The 19,977-nt window shown below is 65.4% G+C and carries 13 protein-coding genes; 4 read left to right on the forward strand and 9 right to left on the reverse strand.

All coding sequences use genetic code 11. From position 1 onward, the window contains the following. Complete coding sequence (locus tag GTP44_RS12590; RefSeq protein WP_229256900.1) at positions 1-1,758, forward strand: autotransporter assembly complex protein TamA; 1,758 nt, start codon at positions 1-3, stop codon at positions 1,756-1,758. Next, positions 1,758-6,233, forward strand: a complete 4,476-nt coding sequence (locus GTP44_RS12595; RefSeq protein ID WP_161019714.1) for a translocation/assembly module TamB domain-containing protein — start codon at positions 1,758-1,760, stop codon at positions 6,231-6,233. The genes GTP44_RS12590 and GTP44_RS12595 overlap by 1 nt, the downstream gene beginning before the upstream one ends. 58 nt (positions 6,234-6,291) lie before the next feature. Here the strand turns inward: GTP44_RS12595 and GTP44_RS12600 are convergent, their stop codons facing one another. Next, the gene (locus GTP44_RS12600; protein WP_161019715.1) at positions 6,292-8,748 is read right to left on the reverse strand and encodes an alpha/beta hydrolase family protein; all 2,457 of its coding nucleotides are present in this window, start codon (positions 8,746-8,748) and stop codon (positions 6,292-6,294) included. A 93-nt stretch (positions 8,749-8,841) separates the two neighbouring features. On the opposite strand from GTP44_RS12600, the gene GTP44_RS12605 reads away from it, so the two are divergent. Next, on the forward strand, positions 8,842-9,375 hold the full coding sequence (locus tag GTP44_RS12605; protein WP_160991369.1) for a CcdC protein domain-containing protein: 534 nt from the start codon (positions 8,842-8,844) through the stop codon (positions 9,373-9,375). A gap of 67 nt (positions 9,376-9,442) precedes the next feature. Here GTP44_RS12605 and GTP44_RS12610 read toward each other — a convergent pair whose 3' ends face one another. From GTP44_RS12610 to GTP44_RS12630, 5 genes are all read right to left on the reverse strand, one after another. Further along, positions 9,443-12,274: an ATP-binding protein gene (locus tag GTP44_RS12610; protein ID WP_161019716.1), complete on the reverse strand. Its 2,832-nt coding sequence runs from the start codon at positions 12,272-12,274 to the stop codon at positions 9,443-9,445. 3 nt (positions 12,275-12,277) lie between these two features. Continuing rightward, positions 12,278-13,036 (reverse strand): hypothetical protein, encoded by a 759-nt coding sequence (locus GTP44_RS12615; RefSeq protein ID WP_229256895.1) that lies wholly within the window; start codon positions 13,034-13,036, stop codon positions 12,278-12,280. Beyond that, positions 13,029-14,387, reverse strand: a complete 1,359-nt coding sequence (locus GTP44_RS12620; protein WP_161019717.1) for a hypothetical protein — start codon at positions 14,385-14,387, stop codon at positions 13,029-13,031. The genes GTP44_RS12615 and GTP44_RS12620 overlap by 8 nt, the downstream gene beginning before the upstream one ends. 125 nt (positions 14,388-14,512) lie before the next feature. Further along, positions 14,513-15,253 (reverse strand): DUF3108 domain-containing protein, encoded by a 741-nt coding sequence (locus GTP44_RS12625; protein ID WP_161019718.1) that lies wholly within the window; start codon positions 15,251-15,253, stop codon positions 14,513-14,515. Continuing rightward, a complete protein-coding gene (locus tag GTP44_RS12630) occupies positions 15,250-16,365 on the reverse strand; it encodes a DUF3108 domain-containing protein (protein ID WP_161019719.1) in 1,116 nt (371 codons plus the stop codon). The genes GTP44_RS12625 and GTP44_RS12630 overlap by 4 nt, the downstream gene beginning before the upstream one ends. Positions 16,366-16,487: 122 nt before the next feature. Between GTP44_RS12630 and GTP44_RS12635 the strand changes: the two genes are divergently transcribed. Next, a complete protein-coding gene (locus GTP44_RS12635; protein ID WP_161019720.1) occupies positions 16,488-17,186 on the forward strand; it encodes a PhaM family polyhydroxyalkanoate granule multifunctional regulatory protein in 699 nt (232 codons plus the stop codon). A gap of 6 nt (positions 17,187-17,192) precedes the next feature. On the opposite strand, the gene GTP44_RS12640 is transcribed toward GTP44_RS12635, so the two are convergent. The 3 genes from GTP44_RS12640 to GTP44_RS12650 all read right to left on the reverse strand — a co-directional run bounded on the left by GTP44_RS12640 (position 17,193) and on the right by GTP44_RS12650 (position 19,976). After that, positions 17,193-17,408, reverse strand: a complete 216-nt coding sequence (locus tag GTP44_RS12640) for a hypothetical protein (RefSeq protein ID WP_160991363.1) — start codon at positions 17,406-17,408, stop codon at positions 17,193-17,195. A 127-nt stretch (positions 17,409-17,535) separates the two neighbouring features. Beyond that, complete coding sequence (locus tag GTP44_RS12645) at positions 17,536-19,254, reverse strand: tetratricopeptide repeat-containing response regulator (RefSeq protein ID WP_161019721.1); 1,719 nt, start codon at positions 19,252-19,254, stop codon at positions 17,536-17,538. A gap of 11 nt (positions 19,255-19,265) precedes the next feature. Further along, positions 19,266-19,976, reverse strand: a complete 711-nt coding sequence (locus GTP44_RS12650) for a sensor histidine kinase (RefSeq protein WP_161019722.1) — start codon at positions 19,974-19,976, stop codon at positions 19,266-19,268. Position 19,977 lies beyond the last annotated feature (1 nt).

Here is a 19,977-nt window from a genome sequence, read left to right on the forward strand (position 1 = left end):
ATGACCGCGCAGGCGGCGGACGGACTGCAATACGAGGTGCGCATCGAGGCGCCGGCCGAGGTGCGCGAACTGTTGCAGGACAACCTGGACCTGGTCCGTTATCGCGGCAACGAGCGCATCGACCGCGAACAACTGCAGCGGCTGGTGCGGGTGGCGCCGGAGCAGATCCGCACGCTGGTAGCCACCGATGGTTACTATTCGCCCGAGGTCAGCGCCACGCTGGACCGCGCATCGTCGGCCACGCCGGTGGTGCGGGTGCAAGTGACGCCGGGCGAGCCGGTGCGCGTGGGCGAGGTTGATCTGACCTTGCAGGGCTTCGCGCCCAATCCCGAACAGCCGGCCGACCGGCAGTTCGACATTGCCGCGCTAAAGGCCAGTTGGCCGCTGCGGCGCGGCGCGGTGTTCCGCCAGAGCGAGTGGGAGTCGGCCAAGCGTGCCATCCTGCGCTCGGTGGTGCAGACGCGCTATCCGCGCGCGCAACTGGTGGACAGCCGCGCCACGGTCGATCCGGAACAACGGCTGGCCAATCTGCAGGTGACCATCGACAGCGGCCCGGAGATGCGCTTCGGCGAGCTGCGCATCGAGGGCCTGAAGCGCTACCCGGCGTCGGTGGTCACCAATCTGAATCAGATTCATCCCGGCGACTACTACAGCGAGGCGGCCTTGCAGGCCTACCAATCGCGCCTGCAGGACACCGGCTACTTCGCCAGCGTGGAAGTCAGCGCCGACACCAGCGCCATCCTCACCGAGCAGCTCGACGCCGCCGCCATGACGCCGCAGCAGAACGCCGCCGCCAGCATGGCGCCGTTGCCGCTGCTGGTGCGCGTGGTTGAGAACAAGCGCAAGAACGTCAGCGCCGGCGTCGGTTATTCGACCAACACCGGCAACCGCGCGTCGCTGACGTATGACGATCTGTCGGTGTTCGGCCTGCGCTTGAAAAGCGCGCTGACGCTGGAAACCAAGAAGCAGACCGCCACCGGCAGCTTCTACTTCCCGGTCACGCCGGAGGGCTATAACGACAGCATCGGCGCCTCGTTTGAGCGCAGCGATATTTCGGGCGAGGTGACCAGCGTGGCCAGCCTGGCGGCCAAGCGCACCTGGGGCACGCCGCTGCTGGAACGCAATCTGACGCTGGAGCTGCTGACCGAGACCAAAACCGTGGGCGGCATCCCGTCCAGCCAGAGCAAGAGTTTGCCACTGACGTATGGCGTCACCTGGCGCAAGCTGGATAACCTGCTGTTCCCGACCAAGGGCTACGCGCTCAACGCGCAACTGGGCGGCGCGCTGCTGCCGGTGCTGACCGACGAGGCCTTCGTGCGGGGCTACCTGCGCGGCGTGACGTACCTGCCGCTGAGCGCGAACAGCAACGCGATCTTCCGCGGTGAGCTGGGCGGCCTGGCGTCGCGCAGCAAGAACGGCGTGCCGGCGGTGTATCTGTTCCGCGCCGGCGGCGACCAGTCGGTGCGCGGCTACGGCTATCAGGAGCTGGGCGTGCCGCTGGACGGCGCGATCACCGGCGGCCGCTATGTTGCCACCGCCAGCGCCGAGTATCAGTACTGGTTCAAGCCACAGTATGGCGCGGCGGTGTTCTACGACGCGGGTAACGCCGGCGACACGATCAGCGCGCTACATCCCAAGTCGGGTTATGGGGTTGGCGGCCGCTGGAAGAGTCCCGTGGGACCGATCAATGTCGACGTGGCGTATGGCCACGCGGTGCGTAAATATCGTTTGCACTTCTCGCTGGGATTCACCTTCTGATGGCTGATCAACAAGACACTCCTCAAACAGACAACGCTGCCCCGCAACCGCGCCGGCGCTGGCCGCGCCGCGTGGCGATCGGCTTCGGCGTGCTGATACTGCTGTTGGCCGGCGCCTTCTGGCTGCTAGGCCGCGAATCGACCTTGCAGCAGTTGGTGCAGCGCTTGTCCGCCGCCAGTGGCGGACAGATTACGGTGACGGGCGTCAGCGGTTCGCTGTATCACCGCATGCATATCGATAAGCTGGTGTACCGCTCGAAGGATAGCGTGGTGACGGCGGAGCAGATCGATATCAACTGGTCGCCGTTGCAGTATTTTTCGGAAGGGCTGACGATCAGCGAGCTGCATGCGCGCAGTCTGGTGGTGCAGAGTATGGGGCCGTCCGAGCCGGCCAGCATGCCGGCGTCGCTGGCGTCGCCGATCAAGCTGAGTATTGCCGATGGACGGCTGGACAAGCTGACCCTGAGCAGCGAGGCTGGCAGCGATGTCATTGAGCGTCTGCGCTTCCAGCTGGACGGCGACCGCAAAACATGGCGGCTGCAAAACGCCTCGGCGCACACCGCCTTCGGCGATATCAAGGCGGATGCGACCATCGCCGGCGACCAGCCGTTCGCGCTGAACGGCAAGGCGACGCTGGCGTATGGTGTCGCACCGGGCGCCGCGCAACTGGCTGTGCAGGCGGGCGGCGACCTGTCGCTGCTGTCGCTGAAACTGCAAGGCGCGGCGAATGGCGCGAGTGGCGAGGCGGCGTTGTCGCTGGCGCCGTTCGACAAGATCATCCTGCGCGCCATCGACCTGACCGGCCGCGATCTCGATCCCGCCAGCTTCGACGCCGCCTGGCCGCAGGCAAAGCTCAGCCTCAAACTGAACGCCGCCATCGCGCCGGACCAGAAGCTCTCCGGCCAGTTCGCGCTGCTCAACCAGGGCAAGGCGGCGCCGCTGGATCAGAAAGGACTGCCGCTGCAAACCTTCAGCGGCCGGCTCGATGGCACGCTGAGCTCCTCGGTGCTGGACAACGTGCTGCTGGACCTGGGCGCGGCCGGCAAATTCACCGGCGGCGGCAAGGTAGACCGCGGCGGTCCGGAAGCCGGCATCGACGCCGCCCAGTTCAAACTGCGCACCGAACGCCTGGACCTGAAGCACATCCACACCAGTCTCGACAAGACGGCCATCGCCGGCGACATCACCGCCACCAGCACGCCGACCAAGCAGACGCTGAGCGCCGCTTTAGTGGACAAAGGCCTGCGCCTCGACCTGCAAGCCACGCTGGCCGACGCGCTGCTGCAACTGCACCAGCTCCGCCTGCAAGCCAGGAAAGGCAGCATCACCGCCACCGGCCAGGCCAGCCTGAAAGACAAGCAGCAATTCAGCGCCAAACTGACGGTTGACCATTTCGATCCATCCGCGTTGGGCGCCGCTTATCCGATCGCCGACCTGAATGCCGGCATCAACGCCAAAGGCGCGCTGACGCCGGCCTGGCAAGTGGCGGCCGACTTCAACATCAAGGCCAGCAAATTGATGGGCCAGGCCTTGACCGGCAACGGCAAGCTGAATGCGGACGCCAAACATATCAGCGGTGTCGATGCGCATCTGTCGCTGGCGCAGAACACCGCTGACGTCAGCGGCAGTTTCGGCGCGCCGGGCGAGCAGTTGAAGTGGAAGATCGACGCGCGCCAGTTGTCCGCCGTGAACAGCGATTTGCTGGGCGCGATCAGCGCCACCGGCGTGGTCACCGGCAGCATGGAGGCGCCGCGCAGCAGCTTCGAGGCCGACGCGCGCGGCCTGGCTTTCGCTTCGGCCAAGCGGGCTTCGGACAGCCTGATACACGCTTCAGGCGATGTGGCGATGGTCAAAGGCACGCCGGAGTTGAAAATGACCGGCAGCATCCAGCGCGTGAACCCGGCCAGCTTTGGCGCGGCGCAAGCGGGCGCCATCAACGCCACTTTCAGCGGCGACGCGCGCCTGGCCGACGACTGGCGCGCGGCGCTGAACCTGGCGTTACAACCCTCCACCTTCGCCAATGCGCCGTTGTCGGGCTACGCGAAGCTGACCGCCACCAAGGGCGCGATCAGCAATACCGATATCGATTTTCATCTTGCCTCCAACAGCTTGCAGGCAAAGGGCAGCTTCGGCAGCGCGGCCGATAAGCTGGAGTGGAAACTCGACGCGCCGCAGCTTGGCGCGCTTGGGCCGCAGTTTGGCGGCGCGCTGCGCGCCAGCGGCACCGCGTCCGGCACCAGCGCCCGCCCCGCCATCGCGCTCACCCTCGACGGCAGCAATCTGCGCGCCCCCGGCCAGCAGCAGATCGGCGCCATCCGCGGCAGCGCCACGCTGGGCAACACGATCGCGATGGCGAGCGGCACGACGACAGCGCCACGCGGCAATGCACGCGGCACTGCGGCGGCGAGCGTGATGGCCGACGTGCCGCTGGTGAGCGACATCGAGATCACCCGCTACGTCTCACCCGGCCTCTCGCTCGACCGCGCGCGGCTGCAAACCAGCGGCACGCGCTCGGCCCACACCATCCAGCTAAGCGCCGCCAATCCGGACTTCGACGCCGCGCTGCGCGTCAAAGGCGGCTGGTCCGACGACACGTGGACCGGCGCCATCGACACCCTGCAAAACCGCGGCCGCTTCGCGTTCACGCTGGCCGCGCCGGCGCCGCTCAAGCTTAGCGCCGCGCCGGATACCGGCGTGGCCGGCCTGCTCAAGCCCGAGCAGATCGCCCTCGGCGGCACCGTGATCAATCTGCCCAGCGGCAGCATCCGCATCGACAATCTGGAGAAAAACGGCGCCACCTGGCGCAGCAACGGCCGCGCCGCCGGCGTGCCGGTCAACTATCTGGCGCAGCTGTCGACCGCCTGGCGCGACAACGTCCGCAGCGACATGACCATTGGCGCCGAATGGGGCCTCAATCTGCAAGCGGCCACGCGCACGCTGGCCGGCATGGTCCACGTCTACCGCGAACAGGGCGACCTGACCATCACCGGCGCCGACCTGCCGCAAGCGCTCGGCCTGCGCACGCTGGACGCGCGCGCCGACGTCAACGACGGCACGCTGCGCGTCCAGTTCAACGTGGACGGCACCCGCGCCGGCCAGGCGAAACTGGACGCCAGCGCGCAATTGAAAGACGGCCGCCTGGCCGACGACAGCAGCTTCACCCTGAGCGGCAGCGCCAACATGGGTTCCCTGGCCTGGCTGGCGCCACTGGCCGGCCAACCGGGTCTGGAAATCGATGGCGCCCTGCGCATGGATGTCAGCGGCGGCGGCACCATCGCCGCGCCGCAGCTGAGCGGTGATATCACCGGCGACAAGCTGGTGGTAAGCTGGCTCGATCAAGGCATCAAGCTGCGCAACGGCCAGTTGCAAGCGCGCCTGACCGGCGACCAGCTGCAACTGCAAAAACTGACCTTCGACGGCAACCAGGGCCGCGCGCAGGCCGATGGCTGGATACGTTACGCGGCCAATGAAGCGACCATGCAGCTCAATCTCAACGCCGACAAACTGGAAGTGCTGTCGCGGCCCGACCGCATTCTGGTCATCAGCGGCACCAGCAGCCTGGTACGCGACGCCAAACACTTCCAGCTGGACGGCAAGCTGCGCGCCGACCGCGCCCGCATCGAACTGGCCGGCGCCGACACGCCGACGCTGAGCGACGACGTGGTCATCGTCGGCAAGGACGTGCCGTCGGCGAAGGCGCCGCAAGGCCTGCCGCTCAATGTCGATCTCGAAGCGGACCTCGGCAACGACTTCAATCTGAAAGGCAAAGGCCTGGATGCGCAGCTGGCAGGATCGCTGCGCATCCGCGTCGCCGACCGCCGGCCGCCGCGCATCACCGGCAGCATCCGCGTGGTCAACGGCACCTATGCGGCGTATGGCCAGAAGCTGGCGATCGACCGCGGCGTGATCAACTTCACCGGCGCCTACGACAATCCGGGCCTGAACATCCTCGCCGTGCGCCGCCGTCCGGAAGGCGAGGCGCTGAGCGAAACCAATGTGGAAGCCGGGGTCGAGGTGCGCGGCACCGCGCTGGCGCCACAGGCCAAGCTAGTCTCCACGCCGGCCGTGTCGGACAGCGACAAACTGGCGTGGCTGGTACTGGGCCACGGCATCGACAACACCCAAGGCAACGACATGGCGCTGCTCAGCACTGCCGCCGGCGCGCTGTTCGGCGGTGGCGGCCAGGGCAAACTGGCCAACGCGCTGGGATTGGATGAACTGGGCGTCGGCCAGGCGGCCGGCACCTCGACCGCCGGCACGGGCGCCGGAACCGGCGCGGCCACCGGCTTGCAGAACACCGTGGTCACGGTCGGCAAGCGCATCTCGTCGCGCGCCTACCTGAGTTTTGAACAGGGCGCGAGCAGCGCGACCAGCCTGGTGAAGCTGAAGTACAAGCTCAATCCGCGCATCACGCTGCAGTTCCAGACCGGCACCAACAACGCGCTGGACGTGCTCTACACCTGGGCCTTCGACTAGCGCGGATGGTGGAATAACCGCATGATGGTCGCCCCTGGCAAAACCCAAGCATCCTATGTTATAGGCTGGCGTGGCGCACGTATTTGTCCAGCCACGCGTTGGTCTCGTACAACATGTGCAGAATGGATTCGCGGGCGCGGTAGGCGTGCGATTCGTTCGGCAGCATCACCAGCCGCGCCGTGCCGCCCAGCCCCTTGATCGCCTGGAACATGCGCTCGCTCTGCAGCGGGAAGGTGCCGGCGTTGCTGTCTTCCGCGCCGTGGATCAACAGCAGCGCATCCTTGATCTTGTCGGCGTTATTAAACGGCGACATCGCCTGATACACGGCCGGCGCCTGCCAGTACGGCCGCTCCTCGGCCTGGAAGCCGAACGGCGTCAGCGTGCGGTTGTAGGCGCCGCTGCGCGCGATGCCGGCGCGGAACAGGCGCGTATGCGCCAGCAGGTTGGCCGTCATGAAGGCGCCATACGAGTGGCCGCCGATGGCGATGCGATGGCGGTCGGCCACGCCGCGCCGCACCACCTCGTCCACCGCCGCCTCGGCCGACGCCACCAGCTGCGGCAGATAGGTATCGTTGGGTTCCTCGTCGCCGCTGCCGACGATCGGGAACGAGGGATTGTCCAGCACCGCGAAGCCCATCGCCAGGAAGGCCGCCGGCCCCCAGTAACTGACGGCGTTGAAGCGGTACGGCGAACCGCTGGTCTGGCTGGCCGCGCCGGCCGATTTGAACTCCTGCGGATAGGCCCACATCAGCAGCGGCAGCGGACCGTCGCGCGCGGCGTCATAGGCGGGTGGCAGCATCAGCGTGGCGGTCAGTTCGACACCGTCGGCGCGCGGGTAGCGGATCTGCTCTTTCACCACATCCTTCAGTTGCGGCGTGGGATGTGGATACTCGGTCAGCGCGGTCAGTTGTTCGCCTTCCGGCTTGCGCAAATCGCGCAGATAGTAATTCGGCCTTTCGGTCGGCGACTCGCGCGTGGTGAGCAGCAGCGTGCCATCGTCGTTCAGCACCGCCGCCACGTTCTCGAAATACGGCGCGGCGCTCTGGAACAGGCGTTCTTTCTTCCTGGTGGTCAGGCTCAGACGGTCGATGAACGGGCGGTCGCCTTCCGGCGTGGCACCGGCGCCATCCAGCAGCACCGTGGTACCGGGACCGATCAGCAGGCGCGGGAAGCCGTTGGCGTCGGCGCGCATCACCGGCGATCCGGGGCTGTTGTAGCGGTCCTCGTAGGAACCCGCATGGATCAGCTCCGGCGGCGTTGCCAGGTGTCCCGGCTCGATCATCCACTGCTTGTAGTCGCGCGTCTTGTGCCAACGCTCGTTGATCAGCGCCACATCGTCGCGCCCCCAGGCAATGCCGGCGTAGCGCATCGTCAGCCGCGCCATGACCAGCGGCGGTTCGCGGAACGGCGCCGCGTGCAGCATCACCAGGTCGCGGATGCCATCGACCACCTCGCGCGCCGGATCGCCGCCGTCCTGCGCCTCCGCCCACGCCAGGCTGGCCGGCGCGTCGGCGCGCCACGACACATGGCGCACGCCTTCGGATACGGCGTCATTCCCCGGCGGCAGTCCCTCTTCCAGCGGCAGGTTGGCCACCGTGTGCACCACATCGCCATACAGATCGCGCACCTCCAGCCGCTCGCCGAAGCTGGACGCCGGCACGATGTACGAATACGGCCGCGTGATGCTCTGCGTGAGGATGTACTGGCCGCCCGGCGCGATCGAGGTGCGCGAGAACTGCCCCGGCGCGCCCACCAGCCGCGTTTTGCCGTGCAGGTCCACCATCGCCATCTGTACCGTGATGTAGTACTCGAACAGACGCGCGTCGTCCTCGTTCTTCAGCAGATCCTGATAAGTGCGCAGCTGGCGCACCTGGCCGTCGGACGTGCTGTCCTGCTCTATCGGCCCGGCCGGAATGCCGCTCGATACCGGCGCCTTGCCGATGCCGGCCGGACGCCAGTGCACCAGCAGCGCGCTGCTGTCGGGCAACCAGTTGAAGCCGCGCGTGAGCACCGCCGACAAAGGCTGCGGCGACAGCTTGCGCGCCTTGCACTCGGCGATATCGACCACCCACAATTCCAACGCGCCGCGCGCGCCCTTCAGCGCCACATGCGAGAAGGCCAGATAGCGCTGATCCGGCGACCAGCTTAAATCCGACAGCCGCAAATTGCGCGGCAAGCCGCGTACGCGGCGCTCCTTGCGCGTGGCGACGTCGAGCAAGGACAGATCGGTGCCGAACGAAAAACGGGACGAGGAACAAGTGCGCGGATTGATGCGCAAACCGGCCAGCTTCAGCTCCGGCTGCGCCACTTCGGCGATGCCGGGCAACGACGGCGTTTGCACCACGGCGATGATGTCGCGCCGCGGGCTCAGGCTCAAGGCCGGCGTGCGCGCCGCGTCGACAATGGCCTGCAAGGGCACGGGCGGAAGACGATAGCCTCCCTGCTGCGTGCCGGCTTGCGGCGAGGCGGCCATCAGGCCCAGATTCAACGGCAGCACGGATAAAGGTTGGTTCATGGATGTCCTTTCGGTCCAGTTTGCTCATGCTAGCCGTGATTGTCAATCCGTGCCGTACAATCACGGTTTTCAGATTTCGCATTTGGACACATTATGGAAATGACCACACTCGTGTTGCTGTTGCTCGTACCGCTGGCGGTCTGGCGCATCTATTCGCGCCTGAAGGTAGTGCTGGGCAGGACCAAGTCCGAGCTGTGGCGCCACTACGCCACACTGGCGGTGATGGTGCTACTGCTGTTGGTGGTGGCGGTGCAGAACATCGGTAACTGGACCGCGATGGCGGCGCTGCTGGCCGGCGCCGTGGTGGGCGGCATGCTGGGGCAATTCAGCATGAAGCGCAGCCGCCTGGAGAACCGCGCCGAGGGCTTCTTTTACACGCAGGACCGCAAGCTTGGCCTGCTGGTCATTATGCTGTTCGTCAGCCGTTTGATCTACCGTTTGTTCGAGGCGTATCTGCACATGCACAACGGCCTGCCGCTCGATCCGGACTTCCTCGGCCAGCCGCTGACCGCGTGGCTGTTTGGTTTGCTGAGTGGCTTCTATGGCGTCTACGCCACACTGCTGATTCAGTGGCGCCGCACGCAAAAGCCGGTGCCGCGGCCTATCGATATTTTCGACATCAAGTAAGTGACCAATAGGTCAAAGCAAAGGGCCGCGACAAGGCGGCCCTTTCGGTGATTCAGCGGCTCGTTAATCAGGCGGCCTTCACCGCTTCCGTCTGACGACGTTGCAGCACAAAGATCGGCTGCGCCCACTGGGTATCCTTCTTCTTTTTGCTCGTGATGAGCGTCAGTTCGGAAGGATCGTAGACGTCCGTGTTGTGCGTCAGCGGCGTCGTCATCAGGTACTGGGCGTCGGTGTTCTTCAGGAACTCGCCGACCAGCTGGATGTTGCGGATATCCAGGTGGGCAAACGGTTCATCGATGAACACAAAGCCGCCGGAACCCTCTTCCGACTTCAGCAAACCAATCAGCAACACCAGCGATTTCATCACCTGCTGACCGCCCGACGCCTCGCCGTCATTCATGCCGATCACACCCTTGCCATCGAACTTGAAGCGCACGTGCAGGCCGGCCTGCGCCAGTTGCACATCATCGTTCTCCAGCCGCACCGGATCGGCGCTGACCTCGATGCCGGCCAGTTGCCCCAGCTCCTTGATGTTGGCGGCGTAGGTCTTGATGGTGTAGCGCAGACGCTCCATGTAGGCGCCGCGCGCGTTGCCGGTGGCCTCGATGGCGCGGTTGTTCTGGTAGCGGCGCTCCTCGGTCTCCGACTGGCGTGAGCTGAGCTGGTCGTTGAGACGCTGATACTGGTCGATCACGGTCGCATCCAGCTCCCAGTCGCTGCGCGACAGGCTGGCTTCCAGACTGTGGATACGCAGGTTGACCTGGTGCGCGTTCTGATGTTCCTTGACCAGCGCGGCGCGGCGCGCGGGACGACGCCAGCCTTGCGGCAGATGGCGCCAGCTCTTGCGCAGCGCCAGCAGCGCCTTGGCGTGTTCGGCACGCTGCTCCAGCGCGCGCTTGTGATTCAGGCGCATGCCGGCTTCCGCTTCGGACAAGGCGAAGCGCGCGTTCTGCCAGGTGGTGTCGGCGCGGGTGCGCGTGACCACGGCGGTCTTGATCAGGTTTTGCAGCTCACCCAGACGCGCACCCACTTCGCCACGCTCGGCGCGCAGCGGCACGGCGTTGCTCGCCGCATCGTCGAATTCCTCCGCGCGCGCGGCCAGTTCCTTGGCCGCGTCAACGCCGGCCAGGCGGGATTTCAGCGAGCTGATTTCGGTCGCCAGCTTGGAGACCTGCAGCGTCAGTTGATCTTCCTGCGCCTCCAGCGCCGGCAGCGAACGCTGGATCGCTTCCATCCGCTGACTGCGGCCGGCGGAGCCGAAGCGGTAGCGCGAGACTTCCACGAACAGCGAGCGACCACCACGACGTTCGCGGTGATACGCATCCGGCGTGATCCACTCTTCATGGCTGCCCAGCTTTGCGCCGATGTCCACACTGTCCACACGGGTGATGCGCGACAGCTGCTCCACCAGCCACGCCGGCACCTTGGCCGAGAAATTCACCACCGACATCAGGGAGTTGTCCTTGATGGTCGGCGCGTGCACCAGGTCCGGCACGATGAAGTGGCGATAGCGCTCCTTCTCCGCCAGACGGTAAGCGGCGGCGGCGTCGGATGATTTATCCAGCAGCACCACCGACGCATAGCCGGACAGCACACCCTCGATGGCGCCCTGCCATTTCGGATCGGTGACTTCGACGATATCCGACAACATGGCGTGGCCGATGCCGGCGTCGTTCAGCACCTTGCGCATGGCGCGTTGCGCTTCCGGTTCCGGCATCGCGGTCTTGCCCTGCAACGCGGAGATGGTCGACAGCTCGCCGGCGATCTTGGCGGCGATGGCGTCGCGCGCGGTGCGTTGGCGCGCCAGTTCGATTTCCTTTTCCTGCAGCGTCTTCGCCACTTCGGCCAGATCGGAACCGGAATCCGATGCCAGCTTCTCCAGGCGCGCCTTCTGTTCCAGCAGGCTTTCCAGTGGCTTGAGCTTGGTGTTGATCTGCGTCAGGCGCGATTGCAGCGCGGTCGATTCCTGCTCCAGCACCGTCTCATGCGCTTGCGCGTCCGACAGCGCCTTGGCCTGCGCGGCCAGCATGGCGCGCTTGTCGGCCAGTTGCGCGTCCGCCTGCAGCAGCGGCTTGCGCGCTTCGCGCAGCTGGCGGCTGATGGTGGCGTGCTTCTCGCGCGCTTCGTGATACTCCAGCGACGGCAGCACCTCCTCTTGCAGGTTGCGGCGCTCCTTGTTCAGGTCTTCCCACTGATGGTAGTTGGCCACGCGCAGGCGCAGCCCTTCCAGATTGGTCTTGGACGATTCGAGTTCCGCCTCGAAGCGTTTCAGCTCCGTCTCGGTGTCGCGCTGGTGGCGCTTCGCCTCGTCGTAAGCGTCCAGCACTTCCTTGTCGCCGAACACCTGGAACACCAGGTCCAGCAACTGGCGCGGCGCGTATTCGCACAGCTTGTCGGTTTCGCCCTGCTCCAGCGCCAGCACTTTGGCCATGGCCGGCGACAGGCCGGCATTCGCCAGGCGCTTGCGGTAGTTTTCCACGCCCAGCCATTCATTACCGACTTCGCCGATGTCTTCGATCTGCACGTTACCGGGACGCATAAGGTACTGGCGCTTCCAGTCGCCGCCGTTCTTCTGGATCTGGCAGAACAGCGTGACTTCGTCGTCGCTGAAGAAACCGGAGCTGCGGAACGGACGGTTGGACAACTGACGGCCCATCGGCTTGTTGTCGACCACGGCGCGCAGCCAGGCGGTCTGCTGGCCGCTGTGGCGCGCATAGTGCTTGTAGGTGCGGCCCATCGAGCAATCGAGCCCGAACAGCGTGCGCAGCGCGTCCAGCAAGGTGGTCTTGCCGGAGCCGTTCTGGCCCGCGATGGTGATGATCTTGGCGTCCAGCGGGATGTTCTTGATGCGTTGCCAGTAATCCCAGTGGACCAGTTCTAGCGATTTAATGTGAAACATGGCTTAGTCCTTGGCTGGAGTGTCTTCTTCGATGATCGGCGCCGGCGGCGGCACGTCGAAGGCGGGCAGGATCTCTTCTTCGATGGTCTCTTCCACCGCGATCGGCGGCGCACTGCGCGGCACGGCGATGATGGTTGGCGGCGAGCGTTTGAACACGTCGGCCAGCGCGCCGTTGACGATGCGCTCTTTCAGCAGGTCGGTGTCCATCAGCAGGTCGAGCAGCGGACCTTCGACGATCACATCGCCGCGACGCTCGATGAAACCCAGTTTCGACAGGATGCCGAGGTTCATGTCGAGACGCGTCTTCTTGCCCAGCTTATCGCCGAAGTCGGCCAGCAGCGCCTTGTAGGCGATGCCGATCGAGGTGTCTTCCGCGCGCGGCAGCGGCTTGTCGGTGCCGAACATATCGTTCTGATTGTCCTCCGCGTGCTGGTGGGTTTCCTGGCGTTCGCGCTTGGGCAGAATGATCTGCGCCCACAGCACCACCAGCAGCGCCACGCCGTCGCGCGACAGGCCGAAGTTGTTGTTCTGCCAGACGTCTTTGGCGCCGAAGATCTTCGGCTCGATATTGCGGTGCAGGGCCACGGTAACGTGGTCGGCGTAGACGTTGTCCAGCAACTTGAGGCCGACCGCCAGCAGGCGGGCGTCGACTTCGGTACGGAACTGTTCATCCGACAGCACGCGCTTGACCAGTTTGTCGTCGCGGCGCAGCGTCTGGTGCGACAGCAAACGCGCGATCAGGATTTGTGCATCATCATTCATCAGACTTTTCGCCTTCCGGATTCAAGGACAGGGTGAGGGAGGCAAGGGACATCGCCGCGACTTCGAGGTCGGGCAGCTGCACCATTTCATCTTGCGGCGAGAACGTCACCGGCAGGCGCGCCAGCGCGGCGGTGGCGCCTTGCAGGCGCGCCTCGTCGGCGTCGCCCAGCAACGGCAGCAGCGAGGCGCGGTACGAGGCCACGGCAAAGCTTGCCGGCAGCAGCGACTCGTGCGCCTGGATGGTTTTCGGCGCCTCTTCGGCGACGCTCGGGAAATTGCCCAGCGCCGCGAAGTCGGACAGGCGCGCCAGCCAGTCGTCCAGCTCCTGCTGCATCGCAGGGCCGTCGCTGACGGTGGTGGGCGCGTCCTCGCCGGACGGCAGGCCATTGGATACGGTGGTGTTTACGCGGTCGGCCATTAATTCAGTTTCTGCTACGTCGATCATTTCAGCGGGGGTGATGAACAGCGGCACCACCGGCTGGTCGATGGCGCCCATGGCCAGCGAAGCCAGGTCCTCGTGTTGCAGCAGCCAGCGCTTGATGTCCGTGGTGGACAGGCCGGACTGGCCCAGGTGCACCCGCTGGCGCTCGATCTGGTTCAGCGCGCGCGAGAACATGCCCTGCATGTTCAGCAGCGCCGACTGCGCCCGGCCGATCGCCTGCGCCGCCTTGTGGGTGGCGCTGTCGGCGTTTTCGTCGGTGGTGATGGCGCGCAGAATCTCCGAGCCCTTTTCCACCCAGTCGCAGGCCATATGCCATTTGGCCTGCGAGGCGCGCAGACGGAATTCGGAACCGGAGGCGATGGCGTCCGAGAATTCCTCGGTCAGTTCCACCAGGCGGCCCAGCAGGTGATTCAGCTGGTCGACGGTGACGCCGCCCATCACCTGGGCGCCGGCCACCTGCGACAGCAGGAAGCCCATGTCCGAATTGTCTTCTTCCTTGCCCAGGGCGAGCAGCGCGTCGATCGCCGACAGCACATTGCGCGCCATCGGCGTGACGCGGTACACGGCTTGCTGCGCGTCCCACGCCAGCAGCTGATTGGAGCGCAGGCGCATCAGCACCGTCTCCAGCGATTCCGGCAGCAGGTAGCCCAGGCGGGTGTTGATGTCGGCGCGGGTGAAGCTGGGCGAGGCGGTGTCGCTGGCCAGTTCGCGCAGCACCAGCAGGCGTACCAGCACGCCATCGAAACCACCGTGGAACAGGGCCGTAAACACCTGTAGCAGCGGCTGCGCGCGCTTCAGGTGGTAGACCTGCTCGATCTCGTCGGCGGAAATATGCGGCTGGAAGTGGGCCTGCAGGCTATCGGGCTCCTGCTGCGCCTGGGTGGCGTCACTGGTTATAGGTTCGATCATTCTTTGCCATTCTGTGCTCCGCTTTGTTGCAAATATTGCAATCAACCATCTGATTTTCGCGGGGGCGTCAGTATAGCAGGGACCGGCGCGTCATTCCGCGAAAGCGGGGAGGACGCGCGGGGCGCTTATTTTTTCACCACTTTGTCCAGCACCTGATCGACAAAGTCGCCGTCCGGGTCGTTAAAGCGCACCCGCACCGGATACCAGTCCATCGACGGCGCCAGCCACAGATCGACCTGCTGGCCCGGCGACTTGGCCGGCGGCTCCTTCACCAGGTGCACCGCGCTGACCTCGCCGGCGCCGGTCTGGATGGTCTCGATGCCGGTGACCTTGAAACTCCACGGTTCGGCGTCGCGGCGGCCGGCGACGAACATATTCCATTCGCTGCCCGGCTTGAACTTGTCCGGCGTGGCGCGCGCGATCGCGGCCAACTGCCACTGCGCGCTCAGGCGATCCTGCTCGCCCCCAATGAGGGGATAGGTGGTGTCGCTTTCGGTGAACGCAATGGTCTTGGTGTCGCGTTTGAAGCTGGTGGTGTACGGGTCCTTGCGGATGCGCTTCTCGTGGAAGGTCAGCGGCGCCAGGCCGAAATCGTCGAGCAAGCCTTCGCTCTGGTTCTCCACCACTTTGCCGAAGATGGCGGCGCGGCTTTCGGCGTTGATCGAATACTTGCCGTCGCCGGCGCGCCACTGCACCGTGGCCACGCCGCCCAGCGACAGGCCGCTTTGCTTGACCTTCAGGTTGTAGCTCAGGTCCGCCGATGGCGGCGGGTTGGTCGGGCGCTTGACGCTCGGGTGGTCAGGATCGGCGGCGTGGGCCGCGAAGGCCAGCAGCAGCGCCGCGCTCAGGGTTGCGATTTTTTTCATTTGTCAGTCATCTTAATGTCGGAGACGGTCTGCGTGGTCAGCGCGCCGCTCGCCTCCGTGTTACGGATCTGCACCGGGTACCAGTTCATGCCCGGCGCCAGCCAGATGTCCAGCCGCGACGAGTAACTGCCCGGCTTTGGTGGACGGCTCAGGTGCCAGGTCACCAGCTTGCCCATGCGCGTGTCGATTTCCTCCTCGCCCACCAACTGGAAGCGGAACATGGTCGCCTCCTTGTCCTCGCCGACCTGGATGTCGATGTCGCCGCCGAACTGGTTGACGTCGCCCCGGCCGATGCCGCCCAGCTGAAACGGCACCGTGGTCTTGTCCTGCGCGCCGGCCAGCAGCGGGTAGCTGCGGTCGGTCGCCGAAAAGGTGATGGTGCCGGCGTCGCGGTTGAAATGGGTCGCCGTTTCGGCGCGGCGGGTGCGTTTTTCCGTCGCCTTCTCCGGCGCGATGCCGCTGTCGTCGATCGTGCCTTCGCTGCGCAACACCAGCAGGTTGACGCGCGTGACCAGCAGGCTGATACCCGCCTCCACCGAGGCTTGATAGCGATTGCCGTCAGTATGCCACGTCATCGTCGCGGCGCCCGTCCATTTGGTGCCGTCGGCGTCCACCCGGTCGACCGTCATGTCGAAGGTGGCCGAGGGCGGCAGATTGACCTTGTAGCGGCGGCCGCCCTGGCGCGGCGCGGCGTCCGGCGCCGCCGCCGGTTTGGCGTCTGGTGCCACGCCGACATCGGCCAGGTCGCCCGCCGTCGCCAGCACATCGGCGCTGGTCGCCATCTCGCCCTCCGCCAGCGGCGCCGGCGTAATCGCCGCCACGCTGGGCGACGCCTCCGGCGCGGGTATGGGCTTGGGTCGCGGCTTGAGTCGCGGCTTGCGCGGCGCCTCGGCCAGCGGCTTGATCTCCTCCACCGGCGCGCTCTCCACCCGCTTGGGCAACGACAGCTTGAGCTGCGCCGTCATCAGCGATGGCTTCGACGCCGACGGCCGGTCCGTTTGCGCGCTCAAGCGCCCGGTGACCCAGTCGATGGCGGCAAAGTGCAGCGCCAGCGTGGCCACGCATAACACGCCAACGCGCCGGTGCCGGGAAAGGAAGGAAGCAATCGTCATGGCCGCTAGTTTAAACGGGATCGGGAATCCCGGCGCCACAGCAGAGGAAATGTTGTCAAAACCTTTTGAACGCCCACCGAATATCTGCTACGCTAAATGCTCCATCCCACAGGAGCTTTCTCATGGCCCATCCTCACATGCCCAATATCCCCGGCGTCGGCGTAATGAACGATACGCTGGACTTCGTCAAAAACCTGTGGGGCAGCATGAGCGTGCCGGGGCTGACAGCGCCCACGCTGTCGGTCGAAGAGCTGGACAAGAAGATCAACGACCTGAAAGCGGTCGAGTCCTGGCTCAACCTGAATATGAGCATGCTGCGCGGGACCATACAGGCGCTGGAAGTCCAGCGCGGCACGATCGCCACGCTCAAGTCGGTCGGCGCCAGCCTGGCCTCGGGCGTCGGCGATAAATCGATGTTCGACGCCAATCCTTACGCCTCGGCCTTCTTCCATCACGCGCGCGAAGCCGACAAGGCGCAGACCAGCGCGCCTGCGCCGGCGCCAACGCCCGCCGCCGCGCCGGAAGCCAAGACCGAGGAAGCCAAGCCGGAAGCATCGGCGACCGCCGGCCAGCCCAACGTCTGGTGGAACCTGTTGCAGGAACAGTTCAAGCAGGCCGTGTCGACCGCCATGGCGTCCGAATCGATGATGACCGACGCCGCCGTCAAGTTCGCGGCGGCGGCGGCGGGCACGCAGACGCCGGCGACCAAATCCGCCACCGACAAACCGGCGCCGGTGAAAAAACCGGCCGCCAAAAAGCCGGCCGCCAAAAAAGCCGCGTCCAAGCCGGCGGCACCCAAGCCGACCGCCGACAAACCCTAAACTGAACTACGCCAGCCGCTGGATGCGGATGGCGTCAATCAGGCCATCGGCCTGACGCTGCACTTTCTCGATGTCGATCAGGCCCTCTTCTTCCAGCAGCTTGGCGCTGTCGTGGGCGGACTGAAAACTGTCCAGCGTATCTCCCTTGGCGGCGATAGGGCGTATCCACGCCACGCTGCCCACTTTCATTTTGGTATAGACTTCTTTTGCGATATCACGCATATTTTTTGTGCCCTTTAATTTGCTCTCAATATTGACAGCGAATCAAGCGCAGACAGGGCTGCGCCGTCATTCAGTGTAATCATTTGAAGTGGCTGAAACAAGCGCGTTGTTGCGTGGCGCCGTCAGTTCATTGACTCGTAAAGCGGGTGCTCTCCGGCACCGGTCCGTTGGCCGCCTCGTACTCGCTGGCGGCGGCGGCGGCCACCACGCCGGACACCGGCGCCAGCATCGCCAGCTGCTCCATCAGTTGCGCAAAGCGCTGCTGCCCCGGCGCGATGGCGTCGACATGCATCAACACGCCGATGGCTTCATCGGCGACCTCGCGGTCATAACCATTCTGCTGCAGGTACGACACCAGGATCTGTGCGGAGTTGAACAGTATGCGCATATTATGCGGCAGCGCGTGGCGGGCGTTGCGCATCCACTCGATCGCCTCGGTGAGCTTGCCGGTCTTCCACAGCAGCACGCCGCGATTCATCAACTCCGCCGCTTCCATGCGCGCGCTCTTGATCAGCTCCACGCCCTCGTCGCTCATGCGCGCCTTGTCGAAGATCTTCTGCACGTCGTCCAGCAGCGCCACGTTGTCATGGTTGTTGCGGGTGACGTAGCACAGCAGGTTGATCGGCGCTTCCTTGACGCCCACCGCGAACAGCAGCGTCGCCATATCCAGACAGGTGTCCGTGTCCGGACGCTGGCGCGATTCGTCGGCCAGCATGGCTTCCAGCTCGTCGCCCGCCTTGCGCGCGCGGCGGAAATCGCCGCTCTCGTGATACACCAGGCCCTCGGTGATCTTGGCGCGCAAGGTCACCTGATCGCCGCCGAACTGGTGGACCGCCGCGTTGAGCAGGCGGATCGCCTCCTTGGTGTCGTTCTTCTGGCCGCACACGCGCGCCAGCCCCAGATAGGCGTCCACCGTTTTACGCACCGAGAATTCGCCGATCTCGATGCACTTGCGGAAGGCCTTCTCCGCCACCGGGATATTCTCCAGCTTGAGCGCCGTCTGGCCCAGCGCGCGCTGGCGCGGCACCGAATTGGGCGACAGCTTGGCGGCCTTCTGCAGCACATCGAAGGCCTCCTCGGTCTTCCCTTGCCGCTGGAACGAGTGCGCCAGCTGGTCGAAGGCGTCGATATAGAAGCGGTTGTCGGTGATCACCGACTGGAACATCACGCGCGCCTCTTCCAGGTCGCCGTTCGCCAGCAGAATTTTACCCAGGCCGCAGCGCGCCCAGTTATACTCGCGCTCCTGCAGCACCTGCCGGTAGACGGCGCCCGCCTGTTCCACTTCGCCGGCCTTGAGCAACAGCGTGGCCTTCATGCGCAGCAGGTCGATGGCGTGCAGCGGATTGTGCGGCACCTGCTCCTCGCACAGCCTGGCCGCGCGCAGGTAGTCCTTGTCCGCAAAGGCCTGGTCGATTTCGCTGAACACCTGCTTCTTGAGCCAAACGCGGTTGAGGCGCGTCAGCAGCACGCCCTCGGTGATCGGCTTGATGATATAGGCGTCCGGCTGATGCTCCGCCGCGCCCATCACCGACTCCACGCTCTTTTCGGCGGAGACCATCAGCCACACGCTGGACGGCAGCATCAGGTTGCGGATGCGCGCTTCCTCCAGCACCTGCTGGCCGTTCTTGCCGTCGCCCAGGTTGTAATCGCACAGTACCACGTCGTAGCGGGTTTTCGACAGCAGCACCATGGCCTCGCCGCCGCTCGACGCCTGGTCGATATGCTTGGCGCCGAGATTGCGCAGCGACTCCCGCAACAGCTGCCGGATGCCGACGAAATCGTCAATGATCAGGTAGCGCTTCTCGGCCCAGTCAACGCCGCCCTCGGCGGGATGGATGTAACTCATGACGCGTCCCGTTACGGCAGGCGCAGCACGAAGCAGCCGCCGCCCAGCGTGCCGCCATTGGCCAGCGCGATGCTGCCGCCGCGCTGGCGGTGCCGGTGCATCTTCGCCACTTCGCTGGAGAAGTAGAGCCCAAGGCCGCTGCTGTTGTTGAGGAAGTTGATGGCCGCTTTCGGACTGGCGCCGCTGTCCAGCATCGCCTCCGGGAAGCCGCTGCCATTGTCTTCGACGCGCAGTTCCAGATAGTCGCCGTCGATGGCGATCGCCAGGCGGATGCGGTCGCGCGTGTAGCGCACCGCGTTGTTAATGGCGTGGACCAGCACACCGATCACCAGGTCTTCGTCCAGGGTCCAGATGGCGTCCTGCGGATAATCGGTTTCCAGCGCGACGCCGCGCGATTGCAGCAGCACGCGCGCCTGGCCGGACACCATTTCCACCAGATCGCCGATGCTGCGCGGCGCCGGGTCGAACGGGTAGCCCGGCTTGCCGACATCCTTGTACAACGCCAGCAGCTGGATCAGATTGTCGTTGAGGCGCTTGGTCTGGTACAGCATCTGCGCCATCTGCCCGTATTCCGGGGCGGCGCTGGAGGCGGGAGCGGACAGCAGGTTCTCCAGCGTGCCACTGAGGACGCTGATCGAATTTTTCATGTCATGCACGGTGGATGCGAGGAACATGAACAGCTCCGGTGAGCCTTCTTGCGGCTGCGCTTCTTGTTCATCCATT

Origin of the sequence: Duganella lactea, from assembly GCF_009857505.1 — a bacterium.
Classification (GTDB): Bacteria; Pseudomonadota; Gammaproteobacteria; order Burkholderiales; family Burkholderiaceae_D; genus Rugamonas; species Rugamonas lactea.